General features: G+C 62.4%; 32 protein-coding genes and 2 tRNA genes. 3 read left to right on the forward strand and 31 right to left on the reverse strand.

Going from position 1 to position 26,908, the window contains the following annotated elements; genetic code table 11:
- Positions 1-68: 68 nt before the first annotated feature.
- The 3 genes from YP76_RS09905 to YP76_RS28210 all read right to left on the reverse strand — a co-directional run bounded on the left by YP76_RS09905 (position 69) and on the right by YP76_RS28210 (position 2,542).
- Positions 69-485 carry a hypothetical protein gene (locus YP76_RS09905; protein ID WP_046763444.1) on the reverse strand — a complete coding sequence of 139 codons (417 nt, stop codon included), beginning with the start codon at positions 483-485 and terminating at the stop codon, positions 69-71.
- Positions 486-527: 42 nt separating this feature from the next.
- The gene (locus YP76_RS26585; protein WP_052757370.1) at positions 528-2,171 is read right to left on the reverse strand and encodes a tail fiber domain-containing protein; all 1,644 of its coding nucleotides are present in this window, start codon (positions 2,169-2,171) and stop codon (positions 528-530) included.
- Positions 2,172-2,254: 83 nt separating this feature from the next.
- A complete protein-coding gene (locus YP76_RS28210) occupies positions 2,255-2,542 on the reverse strand; it encodes a hypothetical protein (protein WP_046763445.1) in 288 nt (95 codons plus the stop codon).
- A 180-nt stretch (positions 2,543-2,722) separates the two neighbouring features.
- Between YP76_RS28210 and YP76_RS09920 the strand changes: the two genes are divergently transcribed.
- Positions 2,723-2,878 (forward strand): hypothetical protein, encoded by a 156-nt coding sequence (locus YP76_RS09920; protein ID WP_232307500.1) that lies wholly within the window; start codon positions 2,723-2,725, stop codon positions 2,876-2,878.
- On the opposite strand, the gene YP76_RS09925 is transcribed toward YP76_RS09920, so the two are convergent.
- Positions 2,875-3,612 carry a hypothetical protein gene (locus tag YP76_RS09925; protein WP_157035735.1) on the reverse strand — a complete coding sequence of 246 codons (738 nt, stop codon included), beginning with the start codon at positions 3,610-3,612 and terminating at the stop codon, positions 2,875-2,877. The genes YP76_RS09920 and YP76_RS09925 overlap by 4 nt on opposite strands.
- Before the next feature lie 54 nt (positions 3,613-3,666).
- On the opposite strand from YP76_RS09925, the gene YP76_RS27735 reads away from it, so the two are divergent.
- Positions 3,667-3,819: a hypothetical protein gene (locus tag YP76_RS27735; protein ID WP_232307501.1), complete on the forward strand. Its 153-nt coding sequence runs from the start codon at positions 3,667-3,669 to the stop codon at positions 3,817-3,819.
- A 23-nt stretch (positions 3,820-3,842) separates the two neighbouring features.
- Here the strand turns inward: YP76_RS27735 and YP76_RS26590 are convergent, their stop codons facing one another.
- A complete protein-coding gene (locus YP76_RS26590; protein WP_157035737.1) occupies positions 3,843-6,392 on the reverse strand; it encodes a hypothetical protein in 2,550 nt (849 codons plus the stop codon).
- A gap of 51 nt (positions 6,393-6,443) precedes the next feature.
- Here YP76_RS26590 and YP76_RS09940 point away from each other — a divergent pair, with 51 nt between their 5' ends.
- Positions 6,444-6,800 (forward strand): hypothetical protein, encoded by a 357-nt coding sequence (locus YP76_RS09940; RefSeq protein WP_046763449.1) that lies wholly within the window; start codon positions 6,444-6,446, stop codon positions 6,798-6,800.
- On the opposite strand, the gene YP76_RS29245 is transcribed toward YP76_RS09940, so the two are convergent.
- The 26 genes from YP76_RS29245 to YP76_RS29365 form a co-directional block, all read right to left on the reverse strand.
- Positions 6,801-7,214 carry a DUF6950 family protein gene (locus tag YP76_RS29245; protein ID WP_046763450.1) on the reverse strand — a complete coding sequence of 138 codons (414 nt, stop codon included), beginning with the start codon at positions 7,212-7,214 and terminating at the stop codon, positions 6,801-6,803. It lies immediately after the preceding gene.
- The gene (locus YP76_RS09950) at positions 7,211-7,834 is read right to left on the reverse strand and encodes a hypothetical protein (RefSeq protein WP_046763451.1); all 624 of its coding nucleotides are present in this window, start codon (positions 7,832-7,834) and stop codon (positions 7,211-7,213) included. The genes YP76_RS29245 and YP76_RS09950 overlap by 4 nt, the downstream gene beginning before the upstream one ends.
- The gene (locus YP76_RS09955) at positions 7,834-8,394 is read right to left on the reverse strand and encodes a hypothetical protein (protein ID WP_052757373.1); all 561 of its coding nucleotides are present in this window, start codon (positions 8,392-8,394) and stop codon (positions 7,834-7,836) included. The genes YP76_RS09950 and YP76_RS09955 overlap by 1 nt, the downstream gene beginning before the upstream one ends.
- 32 nt (positions 8,395-8,426) lie before the next feature.
- Positions 8,427-10,988: a hypothetical protein gene (locus tag YP76_RS26595; RefSeq protein ID WP_052757374.1), complete on the reverse strand. Its 2,562-nt coding sequence runs from the start codon at positions 10,986-10,988 to the stop codon at positions 8,427-8,429.
- Positions 10,975-11,127 carry a DUF7697 family protein gene (locus YP76_RS27740; protein WP_157035738.1) on the reverse strand — a complete coding sequence of 51 codons (153 nt, stop codon included), beginning with the start codon at positions 11,125-11,127 and terminating at the stop codon, positions 10,975-10,977. Before YP76_RS27740 ends, YP76_RS26595 begins: the two co-directional genes overlap by 14 nt.
- A 95-nt stretch (positions 11,128-11,222) precedes the next feature.
- Positions 11,223-11,762 (reverse strand): hypothetical protein, encoded by a 540-nt coding sequence (locus tag YP76_RS26600; RefSeq protein WP_052757375.1) that lies wholly within the window; start codon positions 11,760-11,762, stop codon positions 11,223-11,225.
- On the reverse strand, positions 11,759-12,133 hold the full coding sequence (locus YP76_RS09970) for a hypothetical protein (RefSeq protein ID WP_046763453.1): 375 nt from the start codon (positions 12,131-12,133) through the stop codon (positions 11,759-11,761). Before YP76_RS09970 ends, YP76_RS26600 begins: the two co-directional genes overlap by 4 nt.
- Before the next feature lie 11 nt (positions 12,134-12,144).
- Positions 12,145-13,077: a phage tail tube protein gene (locus tag YP76_RS09975; RefSeq protein ID WP_046763454.1), complete on the reverse strand. Its 933-nt coding sequence runs from the start codon at positions 13,075-13,077 to the stop codon at positions 12,145-12,147.
- A 21-nt stretch (positions 13,078-13,098) separates the two neighbouring features.
- A complete protein-coding gene (locus tag YP76_RS09980; RefSeq protein WP_046763455.1) occupies positions 13,099-13,539 on the reverse strand; it encodes a hypothetical protein in 441 nt (146 codons plus the stop codon).
- A 1-nt stretch (position 13,540) separates the two neighbouring features.
- On the reverse strand, positions 13,541-14,224 hold the full coding sequence (locus YP76_RS09985; RefSeq protein WP_046763456.1) for a DUF6441 family protein: 684 nt from the start codon (positions 14,222-14,224) through the stop codon (positions 13,541-13,543).
- Positions 14,221-14,562 (reverse strand): head-tail joining protein, encoded by a 342-nt coding sequence (locus YP76_RS09990; RefSeq protein WP_046763457.1) that lies wholly within the window; start codon positions 14,560-14,562, stop codon positions 14,221-14,223. Before YP76_RS09990 ends, YP76_RS09985 begins: the two co-directional genes overlap by 4 nt.
- A 1-nt stretch (position 14,563) precedes the next feature.
- Positions 14,564-14,893: a DUF2190 family protein gene (locus YP76_RS09995; protein WP_046763458.1), complete on the reverse strand. Its 330-nt coding sequence runs from the start codon at positions 14,891-14,893 to the stop codon at positions 14,564-14,566.
- Positions 14,894-14,896: 3 nt separating this feature from the next.
- Positions 14,897-15,106: a hypothetical protein gene (locus tag YP76_RS10000; RefSeq protein ID WP_046763459.1), complete on the reverse strand. Its 210-nt coding sequence runs from the start codon at positions 15,104-15,106 to the stop codon at positions 14,897-14,899.
- Positions 15,107-15,166: 60 nt separating this feature from the next.
- Positions 15,167-17,182, reverse strand: coding sequence for a prohead protease/major capsid protein fusion protein (locus YP76_RS10005; RefSeq protein WP_046763460.1), 2,016 nt, complete (start codon positions 17,180-17,182; stop codon positions 15,167-15,169).
- On the reverse strand, positions 17,182-18,618 hold the full coding sequence (locus YP76_RS10010; protein ID WP_046763461.1) for a phage portal protein: 1,437 nt from the start codon (positions 18,616-18,618) through the stop codon (positions 17,182-17,184). The genes YP76_RS10005 and YP76_RS10010 overlap by 1 nt, the downstream gene beginning before the upstream one ends.
- Positions 18,615-18,827, reverse strand: coding sequence for a phage head-tail joining protein (locus YP76_RS28215; RefSeq protein ID WP_046763462.1), 213 nt, complete (start codon positions 18,825-18,827; stop codon positions 18,615-18,617). Before YP76_RS28215 ends, YP76_RS10010 begins: the two co-directional genes overlap by 4 nt.
- Positions 18,827-20,800 (reverse strand): phage terminase large subunit family protein, encoded by a 1,974-nt coding sequence (locus YP76_RS10020; protein ID WP_046763463.1) that lies wholly within the window; start codon positions 20,798-20,800, stop codon positions 18,827-18,829. The genes YP76_RS28215 and YP76_RS10020 overlap by 1 nt, the downstream gene beginning before the upstream one ends.
- Positions 20,766-21,251, reverse strand: coding sequence for a hypothetical protein (locus YP76_RS10025; protein ID WP_046763680.1), 486 nt, complete (start codon positions 21,249-21,251; stop codon positions 20,766-20,768). The genes YP76_RS10020 and YP76_RS10025 overlap by 35 nt, the downstream gene beginning before the upstream one ends.
- 471 nt (positions 21,252-21,722) lie before the next feature.
- A tRNA-Gly gene (locus YP76_RS10030) sits at positions 21,723-21,796 on the reverse strand.
- A 5-nt stretch (positions 21,797-21,801) separates the two neighbouring features.
- Positions 21,802-21,876 (reverse strand) — tRNA-Thr (locus tag YP76_RS10035).
- A 514-nt stretch (positions 21,877-22,390) separates the two neighbouring features.
- Positions 22,391-22,918, reverse strand: coding sequence for a hypothetical protein (locus tag YP76_RS10040; protein WP_157035739.1), 528 nt, complete (start codon positions 22,916-22,918; stop codon positions 22,391-22,393).
- 32 nt (positions 22,919-22,950) lie between these two features.
- Positions 22,951-23,121 carry a hypothetical protein gene (locus YP76_RS27745; protein ID WP_157035740.1) on the reverse strand — a complete coding sequence of 57 codons (171 nt, stop codon included), beginning with the start codon at positions 23,119-23,121 and terminating at the stop codon, positions 22,951-22,953.
- On the reverse strand, positions 23,118-23,408 hold the full coding sequence (locus tag YP76_RS10045; protein ID WP_046763465.1) for a hypothetical protein: 291 nt from the start codon (positions 23,406-23,408) through the stop codon (positions 23,118-23,120). Before YP76_RS10045 ends, YP76_RS27745 begins: the two co-directional genes overlap by 4 nt.
- A 3-nt stretch (positions 23,409-23,411) precedes the next feature.
- Complete coding sequence (locus YP76_RS27750; protein WP_157035741.1) at positions 23,412-23,846, reverse strand: hypothetical protein; 435 nt, start codon at positions 23,844-23,846, stop codon at positions 23,412-23,414.
- A 359-nt stretch (positions 23,847-24,205) separates the two neighbouring features.
- Positions 24,206-25,738: a YfjI family protein gene (locus YP76_RS10055; RefSeq protein WP_046763467.1), complete on the reverse strand. Its 1,533-nt coding sequence runs from the start codon at positions 25,736-25,738 to the stop codon at positions 24,206-24,208.
- The gene (locus YP76_RS29365; protein ID WP_046763468.1) at positions 25,731-26,732 is read right to left on the reverse strand and encodes a CHC2 zinc finger domain-containing protein; all 1,002 of its coding nucleotides are present in this window, start codon (positions 26,730-26,732) and stop codon (positions 25,731-25,733) included. Before YP76_RS29365 ends, YP76_RS10055 begins: the two co-directional genes overlap by 8 nt.
- Positions 26,733-26,908 lie beyond the last annotated feature (176 nt).

A 26,908-nucleotide genomic window follows, 5' to 3' on the forward strand; every position in this document is an offset into this window, starting at 1 on the left:
CCCATGGAAAAGGGCGCCAGAAGCGCCCTGTCGTTCGTCTGTTCCCGGAAATCGGGATTGTCAGTCGCTTACTCGCCGCCGATCGCCCGCTTGCCGGAGGCGATGTCCTGCATCGTGCGGTTCGCGCTCAGTTCAGCTTGCACTTCTTCCCGGATAGCCGCCTTGCGGTGGGCCACTGTGTCCAGAAGGACCGCGTCAACCTGGCGGAGAAACCGATCGGTATAGAGCTTGACCACCCGGTCGGCGCCGACTGTTGCTGCCGCAGTCAGAAGCGCGGCTCCTTCGCCGTCCACGCCCGCCTGCTTGACGATCCAGAACGCTATCAGGGCGACCATCGGCAGCAGCAGAATGTCTGCGATGACCAACCATGCCCTGATCTTAACTCCGCGCTTGATCAGCAGCGCATATTTCGCGGCCAGCCCAAACGTGAGGCCGACCCAGATCCATCCGTATTTGGCGATCAACGCCTCAACCCCTGGCGTCATTGCCGATGTTCCTTGCTGTGTGAATGTTGCGCCCTGCATCGATCACGCTCCGTCCAGCGCACTGAGGCGGGCGGAAAGGGTGGCAATCGTCGCTTCCATGGTCTGAAGCGCGGCATCTTTGCGCGCCAGCTCACGCCGCTGCCATGCCGCCTCCATGGCTTGGCATTCGTCATAGCGCAGGCCCCAGCGGTCGCCGGCTTCTAGCGTCACGCGCGTCTCGCCAGTATCCTCCTCGACCTCATATTCTTCCTCAACCTCGACGGTTTCGAAGTAGGTTTCTTCCACTTCGATCGTCTCGATAAAGGGCTCGAACAGGCTTTCCGGATCGTCGGGATCGAGCCGCCGGAATCCAGGGCGCTCCTGTTGAACGGTGCGCGTGCGGGGTTCTTGGCGCTCCACCATGCGGGTCTTTGTGACCGTCTCGTAAACCGGCTCGGTCTTCTCGTCCCACTGGTCGTAGCAGAGAAGGCCGATGGCCTGAGCGTCCAAGCCTGTCTCAGAAAAAGCGTCCCGGACAGCTTGGGCAACAAGGCCCAAATGCCAGCGGGCATCATCACCCTTGGCCTGTACGGCGTCGATGAACTTGTAGCGCTTCCAGTCCACTGCGGCCCAAGCGTCGAGCCACTCGTCCGGGATGGACGCAATGTCCTGCTTGGCGCGGGCGTCGGAGGTGTTGATGGCGCCGGTTGCGGAGAATACCACGCTTGCACGGAGAGCCGCCGTGCCAAGCGAATATGAGTTATCTACTCCTGCGGCAAAATGACCGTTGTTTTGCACTTGCCACCGTGTATTTGCACCTGCCGTCTGAAACGCAATACTTTCAGCTAACAGAGTGATTTTACGCCAAGCAACACCGGGCGAAATTGCGCCCATTATCGCACCGTCCGTGTCATTGTAGCTAATGCCTAACGCGCCGGAGGATGCGCCTGCGCCCCCGAATACGGCTGTTCCAGCATCCCAGTTGCCACCCCAAAAGAACGACGATGTAAGCCCAGTGTGAAGCCGTCCCGCTGGCGAACTCGTGCCAATTCCAACATTGCCGCCGGTATTAATCCTCATTCGTTCTGCGCCAACATCAACGATAAACGCACCGCTTCGCGTACCAAGTCGGATTGCTGCGACGCTATCACCGATCAGAACGCCAGAATTGGCACTTGTCGAAATGAAGCCCGCAAGATCAACTTCGGAGCCTAGAACATGATGCCGCCACAGCGGGTTGTTTGTGCCGATCCCTACATAGCCACTGCCGTTGATGCGGACACGCTCGGTCCCGTTGGTCGCCCAAGCAATCGTGTTGGCCCCCGGCCTATAGAAGCCGGTATCCTCGTCGCTTGCGAACCTGATACCGGGCGTCCCGACAGTCCCATCGGGAAACTTCCCCTGTCCCACGCCATCACGCACCGTGACGAAGGACAGCACCAGCGCTGCCGCCTGTGTCGCCAGGTCGCGCAGATAGCCCTGCACAGGCATAATCCGGTACGTCTGACCCGACGCCGTTACGCCGCGATAGTTGCTCGCCAGCGTGATGGAGGTCGCTGAGACGACCGAAGCGATCTCATACGGAAGTCCATCGGGCCCGATGAACGACTGGCCGGCATCGACATTATCCGCCCATGTCGTACCGGTTCCGGTAACGGTGGCGCTATTATTGGTGACGGCGACCGTCCCAGCATTGTACCAAGCCAAGCGAAGTCTCCCTGATTGGAGTGTTATGAAGCTGGGTGTTGCGACGGCTTGCAGTCGTCGAATGCCGGTCGCCGGAACGTCTTTCAGCAGATCGGCATGAAGACAGGTGCGCCGCCAATGCCATCGGCAGCGCCGTTGAACGAACCGACCTGGATTGCATTGTCGTTCCGGATCACGCGGACCTCCCGGCCTTCGGCCTTGGCCGCCTGGATGGCCTTTTTCGCGGCGGCTTCGGCTTTGCGGATCTGGTAATCGGCAACGCGCCCGCCGATACCGCAAACGCGACTGTTGTCGATAATCACGATGAGCGGCGGGCGGGCGCCCTGGGGACCAGCCGTCGACGCGGCAAGAGCAAGCAAAATGGTCAGCATAGAGCCTCCTTCTCGAAGAGGCTGCGATTGATCCGCTTGCCTCCATAACTGATATGACTTATCATAAGTGATATGAGTTATGAAGTGCCAATAAGTGATATGAGGAATTAGTTCTTGGCCGAGAAAGTGATATGCGATAGTCCGCGCCGTATGGGACGCCCGCCGCTCTGGTCCGAAAACATGCACGCCCGCTTCCGCGCGGGAACGTTCAATCGGATCAACGCTGTTCTGCGCGAGGACGAGGACAGGACCGATTTCGTTCGCGAGGCGGTGGAGCGAGAGATTGAGCGCCGGACGAAGGAAGCCAAATCATCTGGCGCTGGCGAAAATCGTTAGTAATTCGTCACGTCTAGTATCAGGGCCTTGAGATCGCCGCGCGTTTCGGTGCGAAAATCCACCGGATCGGGCGCTGAATAATTTGTGTACTGCGCAAACCCCATCGTCACTGATCCTGCCCCGTCGTTTATCGTGGCGATGCCCATGCGATCCTGAATGGTGAAATTGCCCCCTCCCTGATCGATCGCGACGCGCTGAGCATACGCCGAAGGCTTCAACACCGCATATCGGCGCGACGAATCGCCAGAAAAAGGCGCCCCGCTATCAGCACGGCCGACGATCCGAGCAGGGCGGCAAGCAAGTGAAAATGTACGCACGCCGCTCGTATTGAACATCTCAAGCCCGCCGGAAACCGCCGGCGGCGGATCATCGGAAAAGATATACGCCGTGACGTCCGCAGTCGCGTTGCTCCGGGTCCAGACCTGATATCGCCAGTTGCCGCCGCTCTGGGAGACGAGATAGAACCCTATCGGTGAAGCGCTGCGGAATGCCACGAGCGGGCGTGCGATCGATGTTGAAAACACGAAGGTCGTCGAGCCCCAGGTGCCGAAATAGGGCGCGCCTCCGACCGATGCAGCCGTCTGCGTGACAACGGAAACCAGATGCAGAGGCGAGAAGCGCGCCGCCCATTGGAGCTTGCCGTCAGCAGTATAGATTTCAGCGTTGGCGTCAGGCATCACCAAAACCCATAAACGAGTGTCCCCGACCATGTAGTCGATTTTGGGTTCGACCAACTGATCGTGTTCCCGGAGATGCTGATCGTGGGGAAGCTGCCCCAGGCGCCACCGATGGCAGCGAAGAAGAAGTCGGCGTCGCCAAGTGCGAAATCGGTATTGGTTATCGACCCACTCGGATTGCTGGCAGAATTGATCGACACGCTCCCCAGGATCTTGAAAACCTTCGTGGTGACGGATGCCACCAGGACGCCCGCCGCGTCATAATACTCCATCCCGGCGGGCATCGATCACCACACGCCCAGTCGGACGCGCAACACGCCGCTGCTATCGTAAACGCGCCAATTGCCGCCGCTAAATTCCGTTCGAGCGCCGCCAGTAGGACTGGAAACTTCGAACAGATCGGCCCTGAATTTGATGCTGCCGGTCGTCCCGTTATTGTTCAGCTCATAGCCGATCGTATAGCCGTTGACGTCCAGACGGAGCGCATAACGGGCGAACAGAGTCGTAATGTTGCCATTGGCTGTCCCAATTGCCGAGGCATTTGCCGAGATGCTCGCCGTATGACCGTTCACCGTGACGGTCAGGCTGTTGATCGAATTAGCCAGGCCCGTGTCTGCGGTCGCTCGCGTCGATGCTTCAGCGTTTATCGACGCTGTATTATCGCCCACGGTAGCAGTCAGCGTATCGATGCGGTTCGAGAGGGCGGTGTCTGCCGTGGCGCGAATTGTTGCTTCACTGCTGATACCAGCCTCGGCCGCACCCATTCGGACGTTGATCGCATCGACTGAGCGAGCGATCACCTCTTCGGAATTGGCGCGAATCGTGCGCTCGCTCGAGAATGCGGCCGATTGCTCGCTGGTCTTGATCGTAGCGGCGAGCAGTGCGCCAGCGACGCTTTCATTGTCAGTCACCATGACGCCGAGCTTGTTCGAAAGCTCGGCCATGGCCTCCGTACTCAACGCTCGGATCTGTTCGGCAAGCAGTTCAATGTCGCCTGAGTTGGTCGCGACATTAGCCTCGATCGTGGAAATGGCAGTGCCTTGCGCTGCTATTGCCGCAACGGCCGTATCGATTTCCGACTGAGCCGTTGCAACTGCGGCGGTAGCGGCGGCCGTGTCGGCGTCAAGCTGGGCAAAGGCGAGCGCTTCGGCATCGGTCATGCCGACGGTCGCACCATCCTCCGGCTTCGGATGATCCGGATCGTCGTCGAGCACCCCAGTCCACGGGATTTCGTCCGTCTTGATGACTTCTGCCGCGATGACGTCCTTGTCTTCGGTGGCGGCAAGCGCTGGCGACGGCGGCGCGGTCCCGGTCCGGCCGAGCGCAAAATCATGCTTCCCGGCCGTCTCGGTTTCGAGGGTCAGGGTGACTTTCATCGACCCCGGATCGACGCTGCGCTTCAATATGACCGCGTCCATGCCGCCGAGGGCATGGTCCGCTCCCAGGTTGAGCGTGATCATGTCGCCGGGGCCAAAGGTCCGCATGTGCGGCTTACAAACTAGTGTGATCGGGCCGATTTCTCGACCGTTCACCAGCCGGTAGGCGGCCAGCTTCGCAACCTGATCCTTGTTCTGGACCAGGTCCCACTGCAACTCCTCGAATTTTTCTTCGCCGTCCTCGGTGATGTAAGAGGGGATCGAAACGAGGTCGGAAGAGACGTAGGTCCATTTGTTGGCTTCGGACCGGTACTTTGGACGGATGCCGTTGCGGCGCTCGCGCCATGTCTTGGCGGCCGGGATCTCGGCGTCATCCTCGGTGAGATCACTGGCTGTCAGGTCATAGATAGACACGCGCGGAGCATTGATGCGCAGGCCGAGCTTGCCGCCGATGAACAGCGGTTCCGCACCGCCCGCCTCAAGGATGCGTTTCAGATTCGCCCAACGGTCGCCCGGCTCATAAATGACGCCGCCGACTTTCCAGCCGTTCGCCTGGCAGACATTGGACAGTTCAACGAAATGCTCGACGATTATGCCATCGACCGGCAGACCGACGCCAAAGACCTTCTTGCCATTCCGGAACCTGCCCAGCGCATAGGCAAGCGCGTGCTGGCCTGGGTCCTCGGAATATTCCCAGGTGCTTTCATCGTTGATGCGATGTGCGCCCGAGCCGCCGGGATAGGTGCTGTCCTTGCGCGCGTCATAGGTCTTCACGCCGCGCCAGACGGCGCCGGTCGCTGGCCATCCGGAGGCGAAGCGCTTGCCGTCCTTGTCGAACTTGCCATTGAGCAGGATCGCCGCCTTGCTCGATAGCTTGTGGTTCGACGTCCAGTTGGGCATGCCCGCGAAATGCGGGGTCAGCGCGGTCTCAGTCGTCAGCCCGACACGAACGTCGCGATAAAGATAGCCGCTGTAATAGCCCGTCGCTGCACCACCGGCGAACGGCACGACGGAATAGTCGACATAGATGTTTTCCAGCCCATCGCAGGGGCCGGCGACCGAATATTCGATCACCTGGCCACGATAGGGGTTCGGCACCTTCTTGAGCGTCGCGCCGTATCCGACGTCGTGACGCAGGACACCGCCCGAATAGGTACGGCCCATCATGTAGGGCGCGGGCGGTTCGGCCGAGATGATGACCTCGTTGACCGTGCCCCGCGCTGGCGGCTTTTTCGCCGTGATCTGGGCGCCGATCGAGGCCGCCATACCAACGGCAGATGCGACGGTGGCGACGGTAGTCGCAGTGGCGAGAATAGACGCGGAGGTGAGGCCAGCGACACCAGCCGCCGCCGCAGATGAGCTTACACCGATAGCACCGATGCTCGCTGCCGCTCCGACGCCAGTCGCAACCAGGGCGACAGCACCAGCAACAAGAGCAACGGTACGCAAGGTTTTGGACATTCGTTAACTTCCCCGGCATACCGTGCGCCTGAAACTCTGAGAGGCGACGGAATGAAGCTTGGTGTTGTGATCGCGGCATGCGTGACTTTGGCGGGATGCATGTCCGTTCAGGACGTTCGATCGCGCCCCGTCATGTTCTCAGGCAGCAGCCCGAAGGCAGTGAACGACATCGCTGCCTGCGTGACGCTGATTTTGCAGTCTGGTAAGGCCGTCATGGTGACGGCAACGCCGCTCAAGAACGGCGTTTCACTGACCCAGTCGGTAAATGGGCAGTTCGGAAACACGGTCTTCACTGTTGCGGACATCGAGACCGTCAGCAGTGGCGAAACATCCGCGCGCGTCTATGCGGTCGGTCGCGTCCCGAAGAACTTCGATCCCGGCAAATCTCGATTCGCTACCTGTATGTAATCAAGCCCGCCAAGCGGCAGGCAACGGGACCAGCGCCATCAACGGCTTGACGCCGTCTGGCGCATCCTCGTTGTAGCCGATCAGCTTCCCGCCCGCCGAAATGACGATGCCCTCCATCCCTTCATCGCCAGGCAGAATGGCAATATCTCCGACAAGCATTTCGGCGGGGGCGATGCGCGGAAGAAGGCTGTCCAGCAATGCGGTCAAATTATCGAACCCTGTGTTCTGAAGCGCCCGGCGGGCGCCTATCACAGATCGAAAATCGGGGATTGGCGGCGGTCTGTGGCCCATGTTGCGCAAATGCGTGCGAGCCATATGAATGCATGTCGATCGCGACTTCCAGTCGAAAGGCCGCGCGCGGTATTTATTGATCGTCAGGCGGGTCGCCTCTGCGCGACGCAAAAGATCACTCATCCCAAAAACCCATCCATCCGTTCTCTCATGGCTGCCGTGTTGGCCGCGATGCTTGTCCAGATCGTCTGCGAATTGCCTCCGGGCTGGGCTTCGGTGCCCCAGGCCACGCCCACGCCGAGGCCCGTCGCGTTGTCCTCCCCCAATTCACCGGGATAGACCGACTTGTGAAAGTTCGCGGCGAGCGTGTTTCCTTCGACGATCGTGAACAAGCGTTCGGAGTAGGAGACGAACTCAATATCCAGTTCGCGCTTCCGAAGGCCGACGCGGAGCACGGTCCGGTCGATCATGCCATCGAATTGCAGGTCAGGCGTCCCGACGGGCAAGCCGGAATCGGGGTTGATCTCCGCTATCCAAATCCGAGCGCGGGAGCCCTGCATACCTGGCGCGGACAGGTCGGCCGCTGCGGTCGTGCTGACGGGCAGAAAGGTAAGCTGGAAGGCGGGCACCTCGTCCCCAACACCCTCCTCCAGCGCCTGCATCGATCCTATCATTCCGAACTGCGTATCGGACGACCGAAATATCTCGGCGCCCCAGAGTACGAAGCCACCATCACACAGCCGAATGATCCTGCCGTCGCGCAATTCGATCTTCATGAGGCCGGATAGAATTACCCGGTCCATCAGCCCATTTCCTCGATCATAAAGGCAAGCCCGGTAATGCGACCGCCGCGTACGATCTGCCAGGATTGTTCATTGCCGCTGATCTCACCCTCGATCATGGGCTGGGCAAGGAACACGGCAGCGCCGTCCGCGAATGCATAGCGCAACATGGGATTGATGGGCAGGGCGAGCAGGCCGCCAGCGTTGGCCGTTGCTTCCGCGCGGACGTTATGCAGGAAGTGCTGACCCGCTTCGTTGACGATGGAGACCCAAAAGCCCTTCCGCGCGATATATCCCGGCGTTAAGCCACGTAGGTTGATGGTCTTGCCCGCCTGCGCCGCTCCGTTGACAACTGGGGCGCCCGGAACTCCCTGATCCACCCCCTGGAGCGGATAGGCCATCCGTAGGCCTTCCTCCTTCGCGGCGATGAGATCGGCAATCAGCCCTGCTGCGTCGTCGGCCCTACTGATCGGCATGGTGACGGCGGCGCGAAAGTGATTGCCGAGGCGGTTCAGGCGAAGGCCCTTCGCATTCGTCGCGCTGCGCATGGTGGCGCCGTTATCGACGAAGGCGGGCGTCACACTCGCGGGCAACTTCGTTGGAGACAGTACGATCACGCGAGGCGCCTCCCCGCCCGTCGCTGCATGGCAGCCTGCGCGCCCTGGCTACTGCCGGCCGCAATGACCGGCGCTGATTGAGCGATGCGAGTGTCGGAAACCATAGATACCTCTGCATCGAACGTTGCGCCCTTGAGGGGGCGCACCTCGAAAATGACATGGCTGGACGGTTGCATCATTTGGCGCGTGTCGCTGGCGCTGTAGATCTTCGATCCGCGCGGAAGATCAACCAATTCGCGCCCCTGCTCCCCGACATAGGTCATGCCGCCGGACCAGTAGGAAGTGCCGACCGCATTATGCCCCGGCTTCTTGCCGATCCCACCGAGGACAGAGCCGAGTGTGGGCAGGCCATCACCAAAGAGCAAATTCTTGATCGGGTTGACGATCGCGAGTTTCATCATCTCGTTCTGAAGCTCGCGCAGGATCGTCTTGCCAGCGCCGCCCCAGCTATCCCACGTGGAGGGAGACAGGACCGTGTCGACGAACCCGCGCCCAAATTCGGTGACCTCCTGCCAGTCGCGCCCGAAGTCTTCGAGCAGCCGGTTCATCTCGATCTGGCTTTGCTTCGCCTTCAGCAGTTCCGCGATCTGCTCGGCCGTGGCGCCGGGGAACTGCCGCGCTATGTCGAGCCGATAACGCTCAAGCTCCAGCATATCCGCCGCAACATCACGGCTCTTGCCGCGCAATTGCCATTCGATGTTCAGAAGCGCGGTGCCGCTGGATATGTCGGAGCGCATTTCCGCCATGGCGCGCCGGTTTTCAGCTAGGCGCTCGCCTTCCTGGCCCAAGGCGGCAGCCGCACCTTCTCCGACATGCTGGCCTTGCTCGTTAAGCCATTCATTGCGCTGCTTTTCCAGCGCTAGCGACTTTCGGACCTCTTCCGCGATCAACTGCCCCATGATCCGAGCGCTGTCCATCTCGCCCTTGCCGCCCGCCCAGGCGACATGGAAATGATCATTATGGCCCTTGTCGCCCGGACCCAGCAATTCCTTGATCTGAAGTCCGGCACCTTCCAGCAAGGCGCGGATTTGCTCTTTGCTGATCGCGCCCATACCGCCCGTGGGCACAAAATCCACCGCCTGGCCGCGATAATGGTACGAACCCTTCACATGCTGGCCGCCAGTGGTGGAAGTGATCGTCCCGCCAAAAGCCTCAAGCAACAATTTGCTGACCTGGCTCGGCGTTGCCGTGTCGCCGTCCCGGCGAGCATTCGCGCTCTTGCGGAGTGCATCCGACTGCTCGTCGATCCGTTTCAGTTCTGCGGCGCGCGCAGCCTCCAGCCGGTTGATCGCGGCGGCCTGCTTGTTCGCGTCCCCACCCGCCTTGATGATGGCGTTGACTTGCTGATCGTACTGCTGGTTGACGCGCCCGGACGGGGTCCGCATGTCACGCAGGATTTGCGCGATATACTGGCCCTGGGCGATATTCGCCGTATCGGTCTGCCGTTTGAGGGCGGCCTGGTTCTCGGCCAGCAGCTTGGCCAGGCGGTCGACTTCCCGAGACGCGCTGACGAAGCCCGGATTGACGACATCGCCGCGCGCCGTGATCTTGACGTCATCACGCTTCTGTTCAGCCACCAGCTTGGCCTGCTCAAGCAGCGCCTGCGTCTTGTTGCGGGTGGCCAGCGCCGATAGCCGTTCGCTTTCGGCCTCGACGAAGGAAGCGCGGGCCCGGTCCTGTGCCGTCAGGATCGAATCACGCATCGCCTTGTTAAGCGCCTCGACCGCGTCGCGATGCTTATCGATCGCCTTTTGCGCTTCCTTGGCGGCATCGCCACCATCGAGCAGCTTTTCCGCCAACATGGCGGCGGCGGGAATTGCGATACCAAGGGCGACGCCCCAGGGGCCGCCCAGCAGGTTCATGAACGAAGAGAACTTGCCTTTACTGCTGTCGGCGTTGTGCGCCATCAACTGTAGCGAGCCGATGAACTGAGGCGCCTGCATTGAGAAAGCACGCAGGGCGCCGGTCCCGCCATTAACCTGCACAAGGAAGTCCTGGACCTGAAACCCCGCCGATTGCAGGCCAGCCTTCATGGCGTTCGACGACGTCGCAACACGACCATGGCCAGCGCTCGCCGCTGCCAGCGCCTGCTGTTCCTGCCACAGCTTCTTCGAATATTCGTCGAGGGAGATCGCCCCGTTTGCGAGAAGGGTGCGCGCCTCCGTTATCTCGGCGTTGAAGCGCTGCTGGGCAGCAAAGGCTGGATCGAGCGCCGCACGCAAACGGGTTGCGCCGCGCTCATATTCTTCCTGCGCCGCCATCGCTTCGCGAAACGCGGCGGCCGAAACACGCGCCGAGCCTTCATTCAGCGTTGATCCCGTGCCCACCGCGTCGTTGATGCGCATCTGGGTAGCAGTCTGGGGGGCGATGGCAGCGATCTTCGCGGCGGCAGCGGCCTGCCGTCGCTGGGCCGCCTCGATGTCGGATGACGCCTTGTCCCAGGCCGTCCGCGCGCGATTGGCCGCCGCTTCGTTGGCGGTGCCGACGCTCTCGACGTCGCGCCGGACATCGGCGGCGCCTTCGGTCCCGAGGCGGATGGCGATATTAGGCCTCGGCATCGTCGCCCTCCCTATCGAACTGCGCCAGGACGACCGCCTCTACATAGGGCAGCGTTTCGGCCAGCATCTTCATGTCGGCCCCCTGCGCCTGCCCCATTGTCAGAACGGCGCTGAAATCGAGCGCAAAAGGCCCGCCCATGTGCGCGCGCAACTGGCGGCCGCAACCGGATATGACGTCCCAAACGCCCGCACCCGCCTCAGTCTGGGCCTCATTCTCGCTGTAAGGGCAGCCCTTTACGCCTTCGGCTTCGTCCGCTTTGCACCTGCCCTCTTTGTGCGCCTGGCAGATGTCGCGGCAGTAGGCGTCGCCCCCGCCGAACTTCCAGTCGGCAAGGGCGATAATCCGTTTTTTTCCAGTTCCCTCGTCACGAAGGGTTGCACATAGGCTTTGTCGAGCCGCTCGAACCGCATCGGGTCGGCCAGGAACTGGCGAAGCCGATCCGGAGTGACCTCGACGGGGGTATCGCCCACGCCCACGCCTTCCCAGGCCTTGATGCCGGCCATCAGCAAACATTCGCTGAGAGCATCGCCCGCCAGTTCGATCAGATCAGCCGGCACTGGCGCATTCTCGTCATCGGGAAGATCGGCATCAAGCACGACCTCACCAGCAGCCCGGCGCGCTGCCCGAAGGGCGATTCGGCCGATCGGATCGAACAGCACCCGCACAGCGGGGCGGCAATCCTCTTCCTTCTCCGCTTCGATTGCGGGGTAGAGGGTAAACCACCAAGGTTTGGACCGGTCCTGTTCAGCTTCAAGATCAATGGCGACGGTCATTCGGCCGGCACCCCTTCCGCCCATTCGAAGCGGATGGACCGATCTTCGGTGATCGTGACGAAGCGGTCGTTCTTGCGGACAAGGTTACCGTTTTCCACGGCGAACCGCGTCACCTGGCCAGCCGCAACATCCGCGGCGATGACCTTTTCGATGGGCTCGCCCGAATCAGCGTCGACCACCTTCACGCGGGCACGCAGATCGACCGGCGTGCGGGTGTCGATCGCCGTCGGCAAAGACTCAATCACGGGCGTAGGATCGCGCTGGTCGACGGGATCGACAATGAGCGCTTCATCCGGGCCCGTCGGGGGCGTCGGGTCGGTCAGGTTCGTGGTTTCAGCGGCAGACTTCGCCGCCTTCGAATTTCCAGCCATGGGGGCGCTCCTCAATAGGTGGCGGTGGTGTTGATCAGCGTCGCGGTGACCTTGTGGCCGCCAGCGCCGGACGCCTGGGCCGTGAAGTCGGCCATGATCCCGCGCGGCCCTTCGATGGGCTTCTTCGGGCGCGGCAGGAACACGCGGGGCAAGGCGAACTTGAGGGAGTTCGCCCCCGCTACCCAGCCGACCTCCAGCGCGATCGGCGTCTGGTTCGTCGCGTCGTTGAAAAGCTGAAGGCTGTTGAAGCGGGTCCGGAGGGTGATTGTGGCCGCAAGAACGCCGGGAACGACGCCATCGATCCGGCCGTCTTCGCGAATCACCTCCACCTTGTCGAGGCCATTGCTGATCGCCAGTTCGGCCGAGACGACCGCGCCCAGAGCCACGCCGCCGCGCTTGATGGACCCGGTAGCCTGCGCGAACCGGGTGCCGGTCAACGCCGTCGGCGTGCCCGCCGCAGACGCGGGGTCTTCGGCGGTCTCGCCCTGGCACATGAGGCTGATGGTGGCGTTCAGCATGCCGCTTCGCGCCAGGGCGATGCGCATCTGATTTGCCACCGCACCATAATGCGTCGAGAAGGAAGGGACGTCCGGATTGCCAATCTCCAGCGACATCGACGGCAGGGACGCCGAACCCGACTGAAACACATGGGTGTAGGGGCCTGCTCCCGTGGTGGCGGGAGCACCGAACATCGCTCGCAACCAGAAGCCGATTGCGGCCTGGTCGACCGGAATGACAATATCTCCGTCATTGGTGGCGACGTCATAGGAGGGGTCTAGCCCTTCGCGGCCGAAACCGAGTTGATCGTCTTCGATCAGCGGGCGCTCCTCGCCCAGCGTCGAACTGACGAAAGGCAGCTTCTTGAAGCCGCTGGCCGGCGAAATGCCGTAGGTGCTTTCGAACACGCCGTTGCAAACGGCATTGATACCCTGGCCGTATCCCATGGAAGACTCCTTGTCGTGAAATCAGCCCAGGGGGCTGCTGGTGCTGTAGGAAGCGATGATTTCGAACTGGCCGACTAACTGGCTCGCTCCACCAGGAACGACCGCGTCGACAATCTCCAGCGCGGTCACGTCGATGAAGGTGCAGAGACCAGCGAGGAACGGATCAGAGGCGATTCCGGCACCGATCGCGCCCGCGCGCTGATCAAGCCGTTCGCGCATATCGACGTTCGGGCTCGCCAACGTCATCAGTTCGACCGGAATGCTATGGTCAAAATGGTAAGCGGGCGGGGAAAGATCGATCGCGGGCTCGCCCGGATCGCCGTCGCGGATGACGATCGTGTCGAGCGGGGAGATCCTGAGGGGCCGATCCGCCTCATTGGTTAGCCCGACAATTTCGCATGTGGGCAGCGCATTGGCGATGACCGCCTTCACGGCGGCGAGGACTTGAAGGCGATGGGACATTTTACCTCCAGCGCGCCTCAAACAGCGCGGGCAGCTTGGCGCCCCAGCGCTCGGCTACGCTTTCGATCTCGAACCTACGCGGCAGCTTAACCGTCTTGCGCAGCACGAACATCAGCACGGGGCGAGAGCGGCGGCCCTGCGCTCGGCGTCCGGCTGTGTCGCGGCGCCACGCGGCGCGCTTGGCGTTCAGCCCGGCGGTCAGGTCCATGAATGCGAGCAAGGAACCCCTCCGGCCGGGTCGAACAGTGAACTCGGTGTTGAAATGCAGTTCGCATTCCTCCGGAGACATCGCGCTCCCGCCACCCGAGCGGCGGCTAAGGTTCGAGCGGTAGCTTCCGGCGCGGCGATGCTTCGGAACGTTCTTGGTCGGTATCCAGAGATACTTCGCGCCATTCACGGGCCGGAGTGTCGCGCCGCGCGCGAACGCATCGATGATCAGCGGGGCGTTCGACCAGACGACGCCAGCCGGATTGATACTCTTGCGGCCATAGACGGAGGGATAGACGTCCGCCCGCCAGGTGTTCGCAAGGCGCTGGCCCATGCCAGCCTCCAACACCTGACCGCGCAATTCATTCTTGAGACCGGCCACCGCGTCACCCATCGCAGCGGTCGCGACGGAGGCGATGGACAGTTCGATATTTTTGAGATCGTCCTTGATCGAGCCGAAGCTCGCCGCGATCTTCACGGCGCGATCAATTCCGCGCCGCAGGACCAGGTCAGGCCCTCGACATCGCCCATAGGCTCGTCGACCAATTGATAGCTGGCCGAAACATCGAGCACGCCGTCAGCATCGCGTTCGCCCACGCGCACTGTCGCGAAGCGGGCCGGGTTCGAAACTTCGGAGCGTCGAATGTCGATCACCATCGTCGCGGTGACGATCTGCTGCCCAGCGCCTGCAAGCACGTCGGGCTGGCTAAGGATCACGCGAATTGGGACGACAGAAAGTCCGTCATCATAGTCCGCCGCCGCAGAACCAGGCGCGTTGAAAAGCGCGTCCAGCGCTGCGGCGAACGGACCAGACATATCAGGCAGCGACGCGCAGAAGCGCCTGCCCGGAGGTGTCGCCGGATGCGGCGGCAGCCGTGGCAAGCGCCACATGGGTGTTGCCAGCGGAGGTCGTGGTGAGACGCTTGTTGGTGTTATCCCAATACAGCTTGACGCCAGCCGTCCAGGCCTCGCCGGTCGCCTTGGGCAGCGTGAATACGCCGCGCGTGACCAGCACGACGGGCGCGCCATTGGCTGCGTCTGCCGATGCCACGCCGAAGATGGAACCGACAAGCGCGCCAGCACCGCTGGCGAGCACATAGGGGGCGGTCAGGGTGAGATTGTCGCCCTGCTGAACAAAGTTCTTCATGACTTACGACTCCTTGATCGCCGCGCCGCGCTTGGGCTTGGCGGAGGTTTCCTGCTGCTCGTCTTCGACGGGCAGATCTTCGGGTTCACCATCGAGGCGGCCAGACTTCTCCAGTTGCTCGGCCTGTTGGTCGGTAACGGTGAGCGCACCCTCGATGGGATAGCGGACGGCTCCGGCGATCACGGCCGGGCCACTGAGATTGACGATCTTCATGTCACGATCTCCATGCCTGACGCCCGGAGGCGTCAGGGCTTGGTGGTGGGGATGTCCGGATTAGTTGCCGGGGTTCTTATACATGCCGCGCCAATCGATCGGCGCGCCGCCAACATCGAGACGCGCCTTCGTCTTGACGCCGTCGACATCGAAGCCTGCCTGGGTCTCGATATAGACGCCCTCCTGACCTTCGAGATGCGAGAACTCGATGGTGTCGATCGATGCTGGGTCCGCGATGAGATACCAGCTATTGTCAGTGATGCGGGGCTCCACGATGAGCTGCAACTTGCCGACGAACGGATTTACGTTCGTGTTCTGTGTTGCGGCAACGGCGGTCAGGAACTGCTCCGCTTCAGTTTCCTTCGCGGGACCGACAACCAGATAAGCCGGGCGGACGGTGATGAAACCGCCTTCCGCGCTCTTCTGCTGCGACATCGCAAGGCGGCCCGCCGCCACGGTGGTGACGCTGATCGCGCCGCCGGCAGCCGCGAGGTTACCGTGGGCGACGCTGAACAGCGCGTTACCGTCCGCCATGACCGGGTTGCTGATAATCAGGCCCCAGACCAGATCGCTCTCAAGATCGCGAGCCTTGAAGCCGAACTGGGTCGGGATGCGGCTGAACAGGCGCTTGTCATCGTTGATCAGAGCCTGACGGGTGATCGCGATGATGCGGCCATAGGTCTGGAGGCGATAGGTCATGCCGGTATCGGACATCGCGCCATAGGTGAACTCAGCGTTTTCGCGGACCAGCAGCAGCGACGGGGCATCGCCCAGGCCGATGATGTTGGTATCCTTGAAGTCCGGCAGGGTGCCGCGCGAGACGATGGCGCCAAAGGTCTGCGGAGCCGCCTGATAGGAATCGCGGACCCGCTTCGCGGCGGCGCTCGAAAGCGCGTTCGCGAAGTCGCTGGTGGTCATTGCGCCGTAGCGCATGCCGAGGGCGGCGCCAGCCAGTTCGAGACGCCCCATGCCGACGGTGGAAATGCCCGTCCGCTGGAGATAGTCGCGGCTCAGTTCCATCAGCGACATGCCGGCGAACTCGCGGGCAGCCGAGATGTCCGCAGCGTCGAACTGGACGCTGGGATCGGCGCGCAAGATGACCGCCGTCTCGATCGCGCGGCGATAGCCCTCGCTCTCGGTGCCACTGGCGCCCGCGCGGACGTCGATATGCGGCTGCTGGCGGCGATCCAGCAGACGATCGCTGATCGCACGCTCAAATTCGACTTCCGTCATCGGATTTTCTTCATTCCGCTCGATCAGTTCGAGGGCGAAGTCGTTGCCGAGGTCGGTCGAGCGGGCACAGCGCTCCCGAATCGTGCGTGCCGTGACCGCCAGCGCGCGCTGGGCGGGTTCCGGGGTCGTGCTCGGTGCCGGTTCGGGCGTTGGTGCCGGGGCCGGGGCTGGAGCAGGCGAAGGGGCGGTCGTCGGCGCGGGCGCCGGCGCCGGGGTCGACGTCGGTTCAGTCATAGTTACTTCCTCAGAATGCGCGGTCGCGCCGCGAATGGTGCAGGGATGGCCGCCCTGCTCGGCATTCCGGGCGCGAACCTGCGCATCGGGATCGAAAGGCACCGAGACAAAGGAAACCTCTACCGGCTCCCAATCCGTCGCCAGCATGTGAGGGTGCTGGCCTTCGCGCTCGGTGCGCACAAATTCATAGACGTTGTAACCCACGCTCAGGGAGCGGATATGGCCTTCCTTGATCTTGGCCACGACGTCGGCAACGTCGGGCGTCGTCGCAAAGCGGACGCGGGCAAGGCCCTGACCATTCTCGATACGGACGCTGCCGGGCACGATCGAGCCGATGACGCTCGCCAGCCGATAGCTGCTGTGGCTGTCGAGGACACTGGCGCCGGCATTGAGCCTGTCGAGCCGAACGGCGCCCGGCTCCATGCTCAGTTCCTCGACATAATAGCCGCCATCGTACCAATCGAAGCGGAGCCCGGCCGCGCCTACCGACCAACAGACTTCGATGGAGTTGTCTTCCTCCCGATACGACGATGGCCGCACGTCGGCGGCGCGCGTCATCATGGGCGCGGTGACGGCGCGCGCCTGCGCCGCCGAAGCTGGTGCGTTCATCAGTTGGTTCCCGTGGTCGGTTGCGAGGATGCGGCGGCCTGGGCAGCCGTGAACGGGTCACCCTTGTAGAAGAGGCCCTTGTCCTGTTGCGCCTTCAGGTCGGCGGCGGTTTCCTCCATGAACGTGTCATGGTCGAGCCCGCGAGCATTGAGCAGGCTGCGGCGGTTCTCAAGCCCGGCCTGCATTTCGAGAATGTCGGCTTCCGCGTCGCCCTTGCGGTCGATCGATTTGCGCGGCGGCGGCGTCCAGCGCATGTCGTAGCTGAGCTTCGCCGTCTTGCCGAACTCATAGGCCGCCTGACAGAACCATCCCCAGACCCGGTTGAGCCCAACAGGAATGATGGTGTTCCACTGGATACGCTCGATCGAGGCGTCAAACTCCAGCGCGCCAGCGCGATAGGATGAGAAATTGACGTGCGACAGGTCGCCGGTCAGGTGCTCATAGGTCACGCCGATGCCCGCAGCGGTGGCAAGCAAGTTGATACGGACCGCCTCGCCCAGTCCGCCAGCGGGCTTGGGATCACCGAATTTTATGTCCTCGCCAGGCGAAAGCGTGCTGATCATGCCGGGTTCGAAGAACTCGGCCGGTGGCTCGCCTTCGGCGCGAGCCTCCCGCACCCCCAGCGGCACGTCAGCATCTTCCCAATTCAGTGTGCGGAAGCCGACGAAGCACGATTCGATCTTGCGGCGGACCAAATCGGCGTCGAGGGCGTCATCGATGTCGCCCATGCGCTTGATGACCGGTTCGAAGACCGACCGCCCGCGTTTCTGCCCCGCTTCTTCCTGAACGAACAGGTGAATGACGTCGCCGGCCGGGTACATCACCGGGGGACGGTTGCGCCGGTAGGTCGATCGCGCCTGATGAAACCAATAGCCAACGACATTGCCGTCGGCATCATATTCGATCCCATCCTCAATATACTCGCCCACCTTGTCGATCGCGAGCATTCCGGCATCGAGGATTTGCAGCCGGAAGGGCAGAACGGGAGCGTCGCGAACCCAGCGGCGGACGATGAAGGATTCCCCCTCCCGGAACATCGTCCGCACCGCCAGTTCCTGGAGACCGAAGAAATCGAGCCGGCCGCGATAGTCTGCGACCTTGATCCACTCCAGCCATAGGGTCGAAACCGCTTTCGGACCCTTTGGTGCCCCGGTGATCCCCCAGCCGATAGAGTTATTGACCAGCGTGTTTATAGCCTTGCGGCCATAGGGGTTTTCGTAGGCCAGCCGCAGCAGCGTTTGGCGATCGATGAAGCGGCGCGGGCGCGCATCATCGGGGTTGCCGGTGTTGACGCCGAAATTAGGGTCCTCGCGAAGCCGCTTCTGCGCCGCACGTTGCTCGATGCGGGCGAGAGTGTTGATCTGCGTGCGCGCGTAGGCACGCTTTGCAGCGTAGCGCGGCGCTACGGCGGCGATGGCGCGTTCGAACCGGTTCACCTGTGACGAATCCTGCCGACGACGGTGCGGACGCGAGGGTTCACCTGGGCAGCGCTGGCGCCCAATTCGGCTTTGACGTCGGCCCGGAGGCGGCGCAGTTCGTCCAGTGAATGGAACTCGGTCGACCGGCCGTCCGCGAAGGTGACTTTCTTGACACCGGACAGGAGGGCGGCATCGATCTTGTCGAGATCCTCTGGCTGGTAGGCCATCAGCGCCTCCTTGAAGTGAATGGGTTTTGCCGTCGCTGGGCGGGAGCCTTCGGGGGCGGCCGGGTGACAGTTTGTTTCGGCACTGACGGCGCGGAAACCGGCATCTGCGCGGGCTTTTCCATATCGCCCCGCGCCTTGGTCCAATGCAGGTTCGTCCAGCGGTCAACGCCCAGGCTGATCGCGACCGCGCGCGCATAGATGGCGTTGTCCAAAGCTTCGTTGCGGTCGCGGGTCTTGTCCCATTTGCGGCGGAATCCACCACTCCGCAGCTTGATCAGCTTGAACTCTTCCGCGACTAACTGCTTAATCCACTCGTCCGACGTGCCGTTGGGCAGATAAATGTAACCCTCCGGATATTCGTCGCCGTCCACCGGCTTTTCGAGGCTGAGTTGCCCATAAAGCTCGAACTTCAGCATGGAGGTGCCGATGTTCCAGAGCCGGACGCCCCGTTTCAGCTTCCGACCATTTACCGTAACGTCCTGCCAGGTCGGCACGCCTATGGCTTGCTGGGCAGCGATGCTCTCCCGGCCTTTCACCGCCATAACAAAGCCCGGATGACGCCGGGCCCAGGAGTAGATTTCCATCGTGTTCTCGCCATCGCCGGAGTCGACGGCGACGCGGGTCAGGCGCATCGATCGCCCGTCCTGCGAAAGCCACTCGCGCGCGACCTCCAGATCGAGTTTCGCCCACGTCTTCTTGTCCGAGATTGGGCCGAACACCTCGATGCGCTCGACAAAGGCCCTCTTTTTGCCGGGCCCGAAGGCCCATATGTCCATATCGATGCGACCGCCACCGCCGCGCTGAACGTCGGCAGCGCCGATCAGCAGCCCAGCCCATGATGGAGGCGTTCCAAGCTGCATATCCATCTCGCGCCGGTCATAGAGCCGCTGCCATTCCGGAGCCTCGCCCCGCTCCGACCATGCCTCGCCCAGCACTTGGTTGACGAAGGTCCGGAGCAGATTCGGGTCCTTGCGGACCTCCATGAACTCGCGGGCAATTTCCAGCCAGGCGGCGCCGGGATGCTGGCTATATGCTGCCCAAATGTGGAAGGATCGATGTCGGGGGAATGCGGCGGGGTTGTGCGCCCGCCATTCCCCGTTCTCGTCCATCCACGGCTTATGCTCCTCCTCGATGTCGCAGCCGTTTTCGCAGCGATACCAAGCGTGGGTCGGGTTCTCCTTCGGAGCCCAGCGGATGCCCGGTCCTGTGCCGTCACCGAACACCAGCTTCTGCACGTGGCCGCAGTGCGGGCAAGGCACGTACCGATATTCCTGGCTGCCCTGATCGAACAGGGCATCGATCCGACTGAAGCCTTTGACCTTGGGCGTTGAGCCGGCGGCGCTGAAACGACGCGGCGATGTCAGGTTGCGCTTGAACGCCAGCCGAGCGGGGTCGCCTTCCTCTTTCGAGGCCCACGGGTAGCCATCGCATTCTTCAAGGAAAACGTCATCTGACGTGACGCGGCGGAACTCCTTGGGGCTGTTCGCGCCCTTGATCTGTATCCAGCCGCCCTTGTACCGCTTCGCCCTGATCTGGTTGTCCGAATGTCGGGGCTTGAAAGTGGCTACCGACCGGACGACAGTCCATTGCAGGACCGGGTCAAGGTCGTCCTTGCTGAACTTCTCGGCGTCATCAATCGTCGGCTGGTAGATGAGCGTCCGCGCCGGATCGTATTTGATGCGCCAGGCGACAAAGGATTGCAGGATAGTGGAATAGCCAATGCGGCTACTCTTCCTGACCGATACCTGCGCCGTTTCCGGATCAGTGAACGCGTCGGCCAAGTCCGACTGAAACGGAAACGGCCTAATCTTCGCCCCGTCATCGGACCGGGCGTGGTCGCACATGAACTGCGATAACTTCGGCCGTATCTTCGGAGCGAATGCAGCGAATGCCTGCTCCGCCACCGCGACGCCGTGCGCGCCACGGACGGTTAGCGTATCAGTCGTCGTCTTCGTCGGGGGCGTCATCCTCATCCAAGCCCCCGCCCACCGCCTCCTCGACGCGCGTGACGCTGATGTCGGTCAACACGTCATTGATCGCCGTCTCGATGCGCTTCCGTAGTTTCACATCGCCCTGCGCAACCTGCGCGCCCACCTGCTGGAGGCGGGCCACTGCCATTACGATCACGCCAGTAATTGCAGCGATCATGTCGGGACGCGGCGCCAATTCCTTGCGCCGCTCCGCATTGTCCATAGCCACTCTGTCGGCCTGCTCTTTCGCGAGACGGGCACGTTCGGCTTCAAGATCGAGCCTGCCGTCCTCATCGGCCCGTTCGAACTTCCGCAGCTTAAATTCGAGGAAGGCCTCGACATATTGCTCTGCCGTCTCGCCTGGGCGGGGGAAGTCCCCGGCCTGCATACGGTCCCGGACCCAACTGTCGGACATGCCCACCAGCCACGCAACGTCCGCGCGGGTAAGCGTCATGGTGTCGATGCTGGAAATTGTCGCCTCCCATTCGCTGAAACGCGCTAATTTCCGCCAGAAATGACCCCAAGGCGGCGGCACCTATGACAATCTTGTGGCTAGCGACCTTTTGCGCCTTTGCCCCCCTCACTGGCAGATTGCCCGGAAGGACCCGCGACGGGGTCCGATCGTTGCTGGTCGCCGCAACAATGTTGCGCTTCCATCAGCAGGGCGGCCGTAATGGCGGAGGCTCCTTCCCGTGGCCGCACTCTGCGCACCATCGGCGCCAGTGCCCGTCGTTCGTGACCCATTCATGCCAGCCGAAGGTGCAGCGAATGCGAGACACGATGCCCCGCCTCGGACGCCATGGCGCACCCGTCTGCGTTGTGGGCTCGGGTGCCTTCGCCATGCCGCCTCCTGAATGACTGCCGCTGACCCCTCCATCTCAGGGGTTACCGAAAGGCCAGCGGCTTCCACCGTTGCCGGGGGAACTGGAGCGGCCAGCCGGGTTCGAACCGGCATCATCGGTTTGGAAGACCGAGGCCCTACCGTTGGACGATAGCCGCATGAATGGAGCTAGGGGCGGGACTTGAACCCGCAGCCTTCTCATTACGAGTGAGCGGCTCTACCGTTGAGCTACCCCAGCAAGTGGGACAAATTGTCCCAAAATGTCGTGACGCGGGCCGGGCTTGATACCGGCTGCTGGCGGGTGTCCCTCTGGCTGTACCCATCCATTGCTGATCGGGGGCCTTGGCTGGTGGTTCGGTTAAGCCAGCGTTCCTTGGCCTGCGCTTCCTTCAGCGCCGCCGCGTCGGGGTGCCGGCCAGATTTCGTCTCGGTCTGTCCGGTCGGCAATTATGGCCCGTCACCAGCGCGGACGCTCATAGCACGTCTGCCTTACCGCCCGCCGTGGCGACGGATTAGCTGTTGGCCTTGGGCAAGCCCGATAACTGGAACGGCGCATGCACCGGGTCGCAACCAGTCAGAGCGGGAACAAGAATTTCGTGCATTGCGCCGCAGTTCGCCGGAAGCGAGGCTTCCTGCGTTTGGCGGCGAGGGCGCCGGTCCAGATGACCAGCCGACCGATTAACTCTCCGAAGCTGCTATGGCAGCGGCGCCTTTCGGCTTGCCGTTCATTTACCTGAGAAGGCGACTCGCCGTCAAGCGGCGGTTTTCGCAGGCAGAAGGTCGCAGATCTCGACTTCCAAATCCAGGCTTCCGAACATAACCACCGCCTTGCGGCGCTTCACCTTGAGGACGACACCGGTCAGTCCGCCCAGCATGCCGACAGGGTGTCGGACATTGTCGCCCGGCTTGAACGTGGGGAGCTTGGCGCGGAAGCGACCGCGCTGCTCCGCCTGACGCAGCGGGTCCAAGGTCCGGTCAGCAATGCGAGGGTATTTGCCCTGATACCGGAACACTGAGAAATAAGGGCATCCCCGGATTTCCATGCGCTCCGTCTCCGGGTTCCAACGCTGGTACGTCAGGGATGGCGACCGGGACATGGTGACGAGATCGTGCAGCCGATCGTCAGCCGCGAAGATGATGCCGGGCATCAATGGCAGCGTGACCTCCTTGGTCGCCTTCGATCGCGGCCGGCGACGCTTCTGCAATTCGACCGGCGTCCAGACGCGGTATCCGGTCTCGGTCAATGCCGTGGCGACCGGCAGCGTCGCCGCGCCCGACATGCGCAAGATGCACCACCGATCATTCATATCCGTCACCGCTTCATGCTCCCCAGGTCATCAATCACGTCGTCTATTCGTTCGCAGGCTTCCCTGCGCAGTTCCGCCACCAATGTTGGCATGGCGCCGTTCATCCCTTTGATCAGGAGCTTTACCGCCGTCAGGGAGGCGGCGAGGTCGGCGGGGGTCGGACGGGGCTTCCTCAAGCGACATCGCCCGCTGTCGGGAGGCGCGGCTGGTGCTGGCCGCACCAGTGCCCATCCCAAGTTACCGGCCATTGCGCGCAGCCCGCTGCATCTTCAGTGCTTTGGAATTTGTGCGCCCGATCATCCAGCACAGGCGGATTGCGCCTGCACTCCCCAGTCCCTTCGGCAATCTCGAAGAACGGCCCCTTGTCCTGCGCTGTATAGCGCATCCAGAACCGGCAGGTGGCGCATACGTTCATTTCCATCAGTCGTCTCTCTTCGTCTGCCATCTCGATTTTTTTCGACATCTCTCATCCAGCCCCTTGGTCGGGGTTGACATGGCGGGGGTGTCGGGGGTACGCGCTGAAGGCGCTACCCCCGCCCGCCATCCCGACCGCCCCGCCCTGGCTAGCCTCCACCCATTTCCACAACGGCACGCCTCCACCAGCGACCAGCTTGCGTTGAAAGGTCAGCGTGTCGCGCGGCGTGACCCGGATCAGGGCCGTGTCGCGGTCGATCGCTTCGACAGCGTTCCCCCGCAGCAAATAGACCAGCCCCACGACATCGAGCCGTCGCATGCCCGGCTGGCGCGCAACCCCGAAGATTTCCAGTGTCGTCCAGCCGAGCCCAAACAGGTCCGTCCCCCAATTTTGGAGCAGCATGCGAGCGTCCATGACCAGCGCCCGCCACGCCATGTCGGTGATGCCGTCCGGCGCGCGCGACCGGGCTGCGCGCTCGACTGCCAAACTCCAATTTGCGACACTTGCGACATCTGCGACAGGCTGTGTCGATTGCCCCTCTAAGCCCCGAAAATGCGCGCTTTCACGTGTCGCAAACTCTGTCGCAATCGGGGGGGTCGCATTTTGCGACACCTCTGCCTCAACGCCTAGATTTGCGACACCTGCGACACTTGCGACAGCATCGTCCGACCAGCCGAAATCCCGTGCAAATGCGGGGGCGTCGCCTGTCGCGACAGGTGTCGCACGGGTTTGCGACAGCGGCGGGCGAGGCTGCGACGGCGCGCCTTTGTCAGGTGTCGCAACGGGTGTCGCAGCGTCCGCGACATCGCCCCACGCAAAGCCGGCGCTGAACAGGTCGCCCTCGCTCATTCGGCACCTGCGGGGATCACGGTGTAGGCTTCGGCGTAGAACTTCGCCTCGCCTCCAAGGTCCAGCCGTGCGCCGCCCTTGATCGGGACGAGGTGCTTATATTCCACAAGGATTTCGAGCGCCCGCTTGAGCGCCGGGCCGTTCCGGGTCTGTTGGGGGCCACGTCGGTTCAGGAACCGCGCGCCGACCGCTGTTAGCTCGCGCTTTCTGATCCATTCGATCAGTAGGGCTGCGTTGGCAGTATCGTTATCCAGCGCGGAAGTGCCATAGAGCCGGATGGCTTCGCTGGCATAGAACTCCATAAGCGCGATACCGGCTTGCACCGCCTGTAGGCTGAGCCCTTTGTCTATCAGCGCCCCGCCTCCCTCGAAATATCCGATGGTTGCCGCCAACCGCGTCGCGTTCTCAGTCATCTTCGATGCGAAATCGGCAATCTGCTCATAAGGTCCGCCGGGCCCGAGCAATCGCTCGCAATGGTCGCTGAACTCGATCAGCTTGGCTTTCGCCTCTGGGGTCAGATGGACGATCGCCAAGTCCAGCGCCCGGGTCTGGGGATCGCGGAATGAAAATTCTGTCGCCAGCATACGGCCGAGACGCTGGTGATATGCGGCAAGGTCTTCCCGGTGCTTGTCGCTGGGCTCCGCATAAAAGCGGCTTCCCTTCAAGCTTTTTGGCGCCGCTGGGAGGATACGGCTCAATAGGCCCTGATTACGCACGGCCGGATTGCCCAGCAGCTTCCCGGCAATGTCGGGCTGCACCATCAGGTGCAGGCAGAGACGACGCCCATAGAGGATCTGTGTCCCGTTCTCCTTGTCGGCCCGGATACGCTTGATAGGCGAACCGTCCCAAAGCTTCGACAGCATGCCGCCAGTGGCAGCCTGATTTTCCTCCTGCATCGACCAGCCACCAAGGAAGGTGGCGCCCTCGTCTGAAAACAGGCCAAGCGCCGGCATGGCTTCCGCAAACAGGCGTTGCATGCCCGGCCCGGTCGGCTCGTCCACGGTGAGCAGGGGCTGAATGGGCGGGATCGGCGGCTTGCCCACGCTCTCCAGATCGCGCCGGATGTCCTCCCGCGATTTATTGCTGCCGTTCTTGGCCTTCTGCGTTGCGGCTTTGAACGCCGCGTCATCAATGGCAAACTCATGCTTGCGCTGCTCATAGTGCATCCCAAGCTGCTCCTCCCGCTCCTTCACAGGCTTGATTGCGAGGCTGTCGGACGTGGACTTGCGATCACCGGATGCAGCGATGCTCAGCAGAAAAACCGACACGGGGACGATCTTCCCGTTCACGATGGTTTCGACGTTGATGAACCCCTGAGCCGCCAGTGACGCGGCCGACAGAACTGATTGGGCTGCAAGCGAGATCGGCACCTGCGCCATAGCTTCAATCGCCAAAATGGCGTTCCGCAGGCGCGGGCTGAGCGCATCGATAGGATATTCGACAGCATCAGCCATTGCGCCGCGCAGATCCAACGGCTGCGGCGCTACAGACTCGACGTCTGCAAACTCGGATGCGAAGCCATCAGCCATTGGCCAGCGCCCCGCGCAACTGATCGTTCCAGTCGTCAAAGCGCCTATCTGGCCAAGCGAATGCGACCTCAAGCCCGCGTTCCGACAGTGAAATCGCCGCCTTGTTCGCCGCGATCCGGCCTGCGGTATTATTCTGACCGGCAATAATCACCCGCCGGACTTCGGGCGGGAAATCGACAGCAGGCATCATGCTTGTGCCAAACGGCACCCAGACGGGCAAACCAGGGCCCTCCTGCAAGATCGACATGCCGTCTTCCGGGCCTTCTGCCATGATGATTGAGCGTCCCGCCGGTGCCAGCCGCAGCGCAGACCCCTTGATAGTGCCGAGGCTCAGCTTGCAGTCTTTCTTGCCGAGCTTGGGATCATCGTTCTTGAAGAAGATCCGCTGGATACCGACCACCGCCCCAGACCCATCCTGCGCGCCGCAGATGACGGCCGGGCGTTTGCGACCCCATTCGCCGGTTTCCTTGCTTCGCCATGACGGAACCATGCCGAAGCGCACGAACTCCGGCGCTGCGACAGTGATGCCTCGCGCCTGAAGATAAACCTCGCCGGGCGTCCCCACGATCGGCAAGGACTCTGAGAAGAAACGGCGGGCGTCCTTCTCCTTTTCGAGATCTTCCAGGCGCTGACCGGCCTGCGCCTTCGCGCGTTCCTGTGGTGTCCATGTAGGGAGATCGTCGTTCGCGAGGCGCTGATATGCCTCCCGGAATCCGCATCCTTCCTTATCCATGACGAACCGGAAAATGTCGCCATGCCAGCCGCAGCCGAAGCAGTGGCCAAATTCCTTCGCATCATTGACTGTGAAGCTGGGCGTCTTTTCCTGGTGGAACGGACATAGCCCCTGATAGTCCCGGCCTGCCCGCTTCAATTTTATTGCGCGGCCCATCACGCTTGATGCAGGTATCCTCGCCTTCAGTTCATCAAGCAGATGACGAAGGTCGGCTTCGTTCACTCGACTGCGGCGCCCGGCGCTCGCCTTCCCCCGAGACATCGGCGTCACTTCGCCTCGGCATGGGGGTCATAATTGCGCATGAACGCGCGGACGCGTTCAGCCGTCTCTGGCCACACACGCCGACCCTTTCGCACTTTGCGGACAAAATGCCGGTCACGGGTTGCACTGATGCTAAACCGCGTGGGCTTCATTCCGGTCAGCCGGAGGAAGACCTC

This window comes from Sphingobium chungbukense (genome assembly GCF_001005725.1).
Classification (GTDB): domain Bacteria; phylum Pseudomonadota; class Alphaproteobacteria; order Sphingomonadales; family Sphingomonadaceae; genus Sphingobium; species Sphingobium chungbukense.

Excerpts from the sequence above, each read along its gene's own strand:
- YP76_RS09980 (WP_046763455.1), bottom strand. The coding sequence starts at position 13,539 with ATGTCCCATCGCCTTCAAGTCCTCGCCGCCGTGAAGGCGGTCATCGCC.
- YP76_RS09950 (WP_046763451.1), bottom strand. The coding sequence starts at position 7,834 with ATGGACCGGGTAATTCTATCCGGCCTCATGAAGATCGAATTGCGCGAC.
- YP76_RS10020 (WP_046763463.1), bottom strand. The coding sequence starts at position 20,800 with ATGAGGATGACGCCCCCGACGAAGACGACGACTGATACGCTAACCGTC.
- YP76_RS09995 (WP_046763458.1), bottom strand. The coding sequence starts at position 14,893 with ATGAAGAACTTTGTTCAGCAGGGCGACAATCTCACCCTGACCGCCCCC.
- YP76_RS26600 (WP_052757375.1), bottom strand. The coding sequence starts at position 11,762 with ATGACCGTCGCCATTGATCTTGAAGCTGAACAGGACCGGTCCAAACCT.
- YP76_RS10005 (WP_046763460.1), bottom strand. The coding sequence starts at position 17,182 with ATGAACGCACCAGCTTCGGCGGCGCAGGCGCGCGCCGTCACCGCGCCC.
- YP76_RS29365 (WP_046763468.1), bottom strand. The coding sequence starts at position 26,732 with ATGTCTCGGGGGAAGGCGAGCGCCGGGCGCCGCAGTCGAGTGAACGAA.
- YP76_RS09970 (WP_046763453.1), bottom strand. The coding sequence starts at position 12,133 with ATGGCTGGAAATTCGAAGGCGGCGAAGTCTGCCGCTGAAACCACGAAC.
- YP76_RS29245 (WP_046763450.1), bottom strand. The coding sequence starts at position 7,214 with ATGAGTGATCTTTTGCGTCGCGCAGAGGCGACCCGCCTGACGATCAAT.
- YP76_RS26590 (WP_157035737.1), bottom strand. The coding sequence starts at position 6,392 with ATGTCCAAAACCTTGCGTACCGTTGCTCTTGTTGCTGGTGCTGTCGCC.
- YP76_RS27740 (WP_157035738.1), bottom strand. The coding sequence starts at position 11,127 with ATGGGCGGGCCTTTTGCGCTCGATTTCAGCGCCGTTCTGACAATGGGG.
- YP76_RS27735 (WP_232307501.1), top strand. The coding sequence starts at position 3,667 with ATGGCAGCGAAGAAGAAGTCGGCGTCGCCAAGTGCGAAATCGGTATTG.
- YP76_RS09920 (WP_232307500.1), top strand. The coding sequence starts at position 2,723 with ATGCACGCCCGCTTCCGCGCGGGAACGTTCAATCGGATCAACGCTGTT.
- YP76_RS28210 (WP_046763445.1), bottom strand. The coding sequence starts at position 2,542 with ATGCTGACCATTTTGCTTGCTCTTGCCGCGTCGACGGCTGGTCCCCAG.
- YP76_RS10000 (WP_046763459.1), bottom strand. The coding sequence starts at position 15,106 with ATGAAGATCGTCAATCTCAGTGGCCCGGCCGTGATCGCCGGAGCCGTC.
- YP76_RS10040 (WP_157035739.1), bottom strand. The coding sequence starts at position 22,918 with ATGTCGGGCGCGGCGACGCTGCCGGTCGCCACGGCATTGACCGAGACC.
- YP76_RS26595 (WP_052757374.1), bottom strand. The coding sequence starts at position 10,988 with ATGCCGAGGCCTAATATCGCCATCCGCCTCGGGACCGAAGGCGCCGCC.
- YP76_RS09905 (WP_046763444.1), bottom strand. The coding sequence starts at position 485 with ATGACGCCAGGGGTTGAGGCGTTGATCGCCAAATACGGATGGATCTGG.
- YP76_RS10045 (WP_046763465.1), bottom strand. The coding sequence starts at position 23,408 with ATGTCGAAAAAAATCGAGATGGCAGACGAAGAGAGACGACTGATGGAA.
- YP76_RS10025 (WP_046763680.1), bottom strand. The coding sequence starts at position 21,251 with ATGACGCTTACCCGCGCGGACGTTGCGTGGCTGGTGGGCATGTCCGAC.
- YP76_RS09990 (WP_046763457.1), bottom strand. The coding sequence starts at position 14,562 with ATGTCTGGTCCGTTCGCCGCAGCGCTGGACGCGCTTTTCAACGCGCCT.
- YP76_RS09975 (WP_046763454.1), bottom strand. The coding sequence starts at position 13,077 with ATGGGATACGGCCAGGGTATCAATGCCGTTTGCAACGGCGTGTTCGAA.
- YP76_RS10055 (WP_046763467.1), bottom strand. The coding sequence starts at position 25,738 with ATGGCTGATGGCTTCGCATCCGAGTTTGCAGACGTCGAGTCTGTAGCG.
- YP76_RS09940 (WP_046763449.1), top strand. The coding sequence starts at position 6,444 with ATGAAGCTTGGTGTTGTGATCGCGGCATGCGTGACTTTGGCGGGATGC.
- YP76_RS28215 (WP_046763462.1), bottom strand. The coding sequence starts at position 18,827 with ATGGCCTACCAGCCAGAGGATCTCGACAAGATCGATGCCGCCCTCCTG.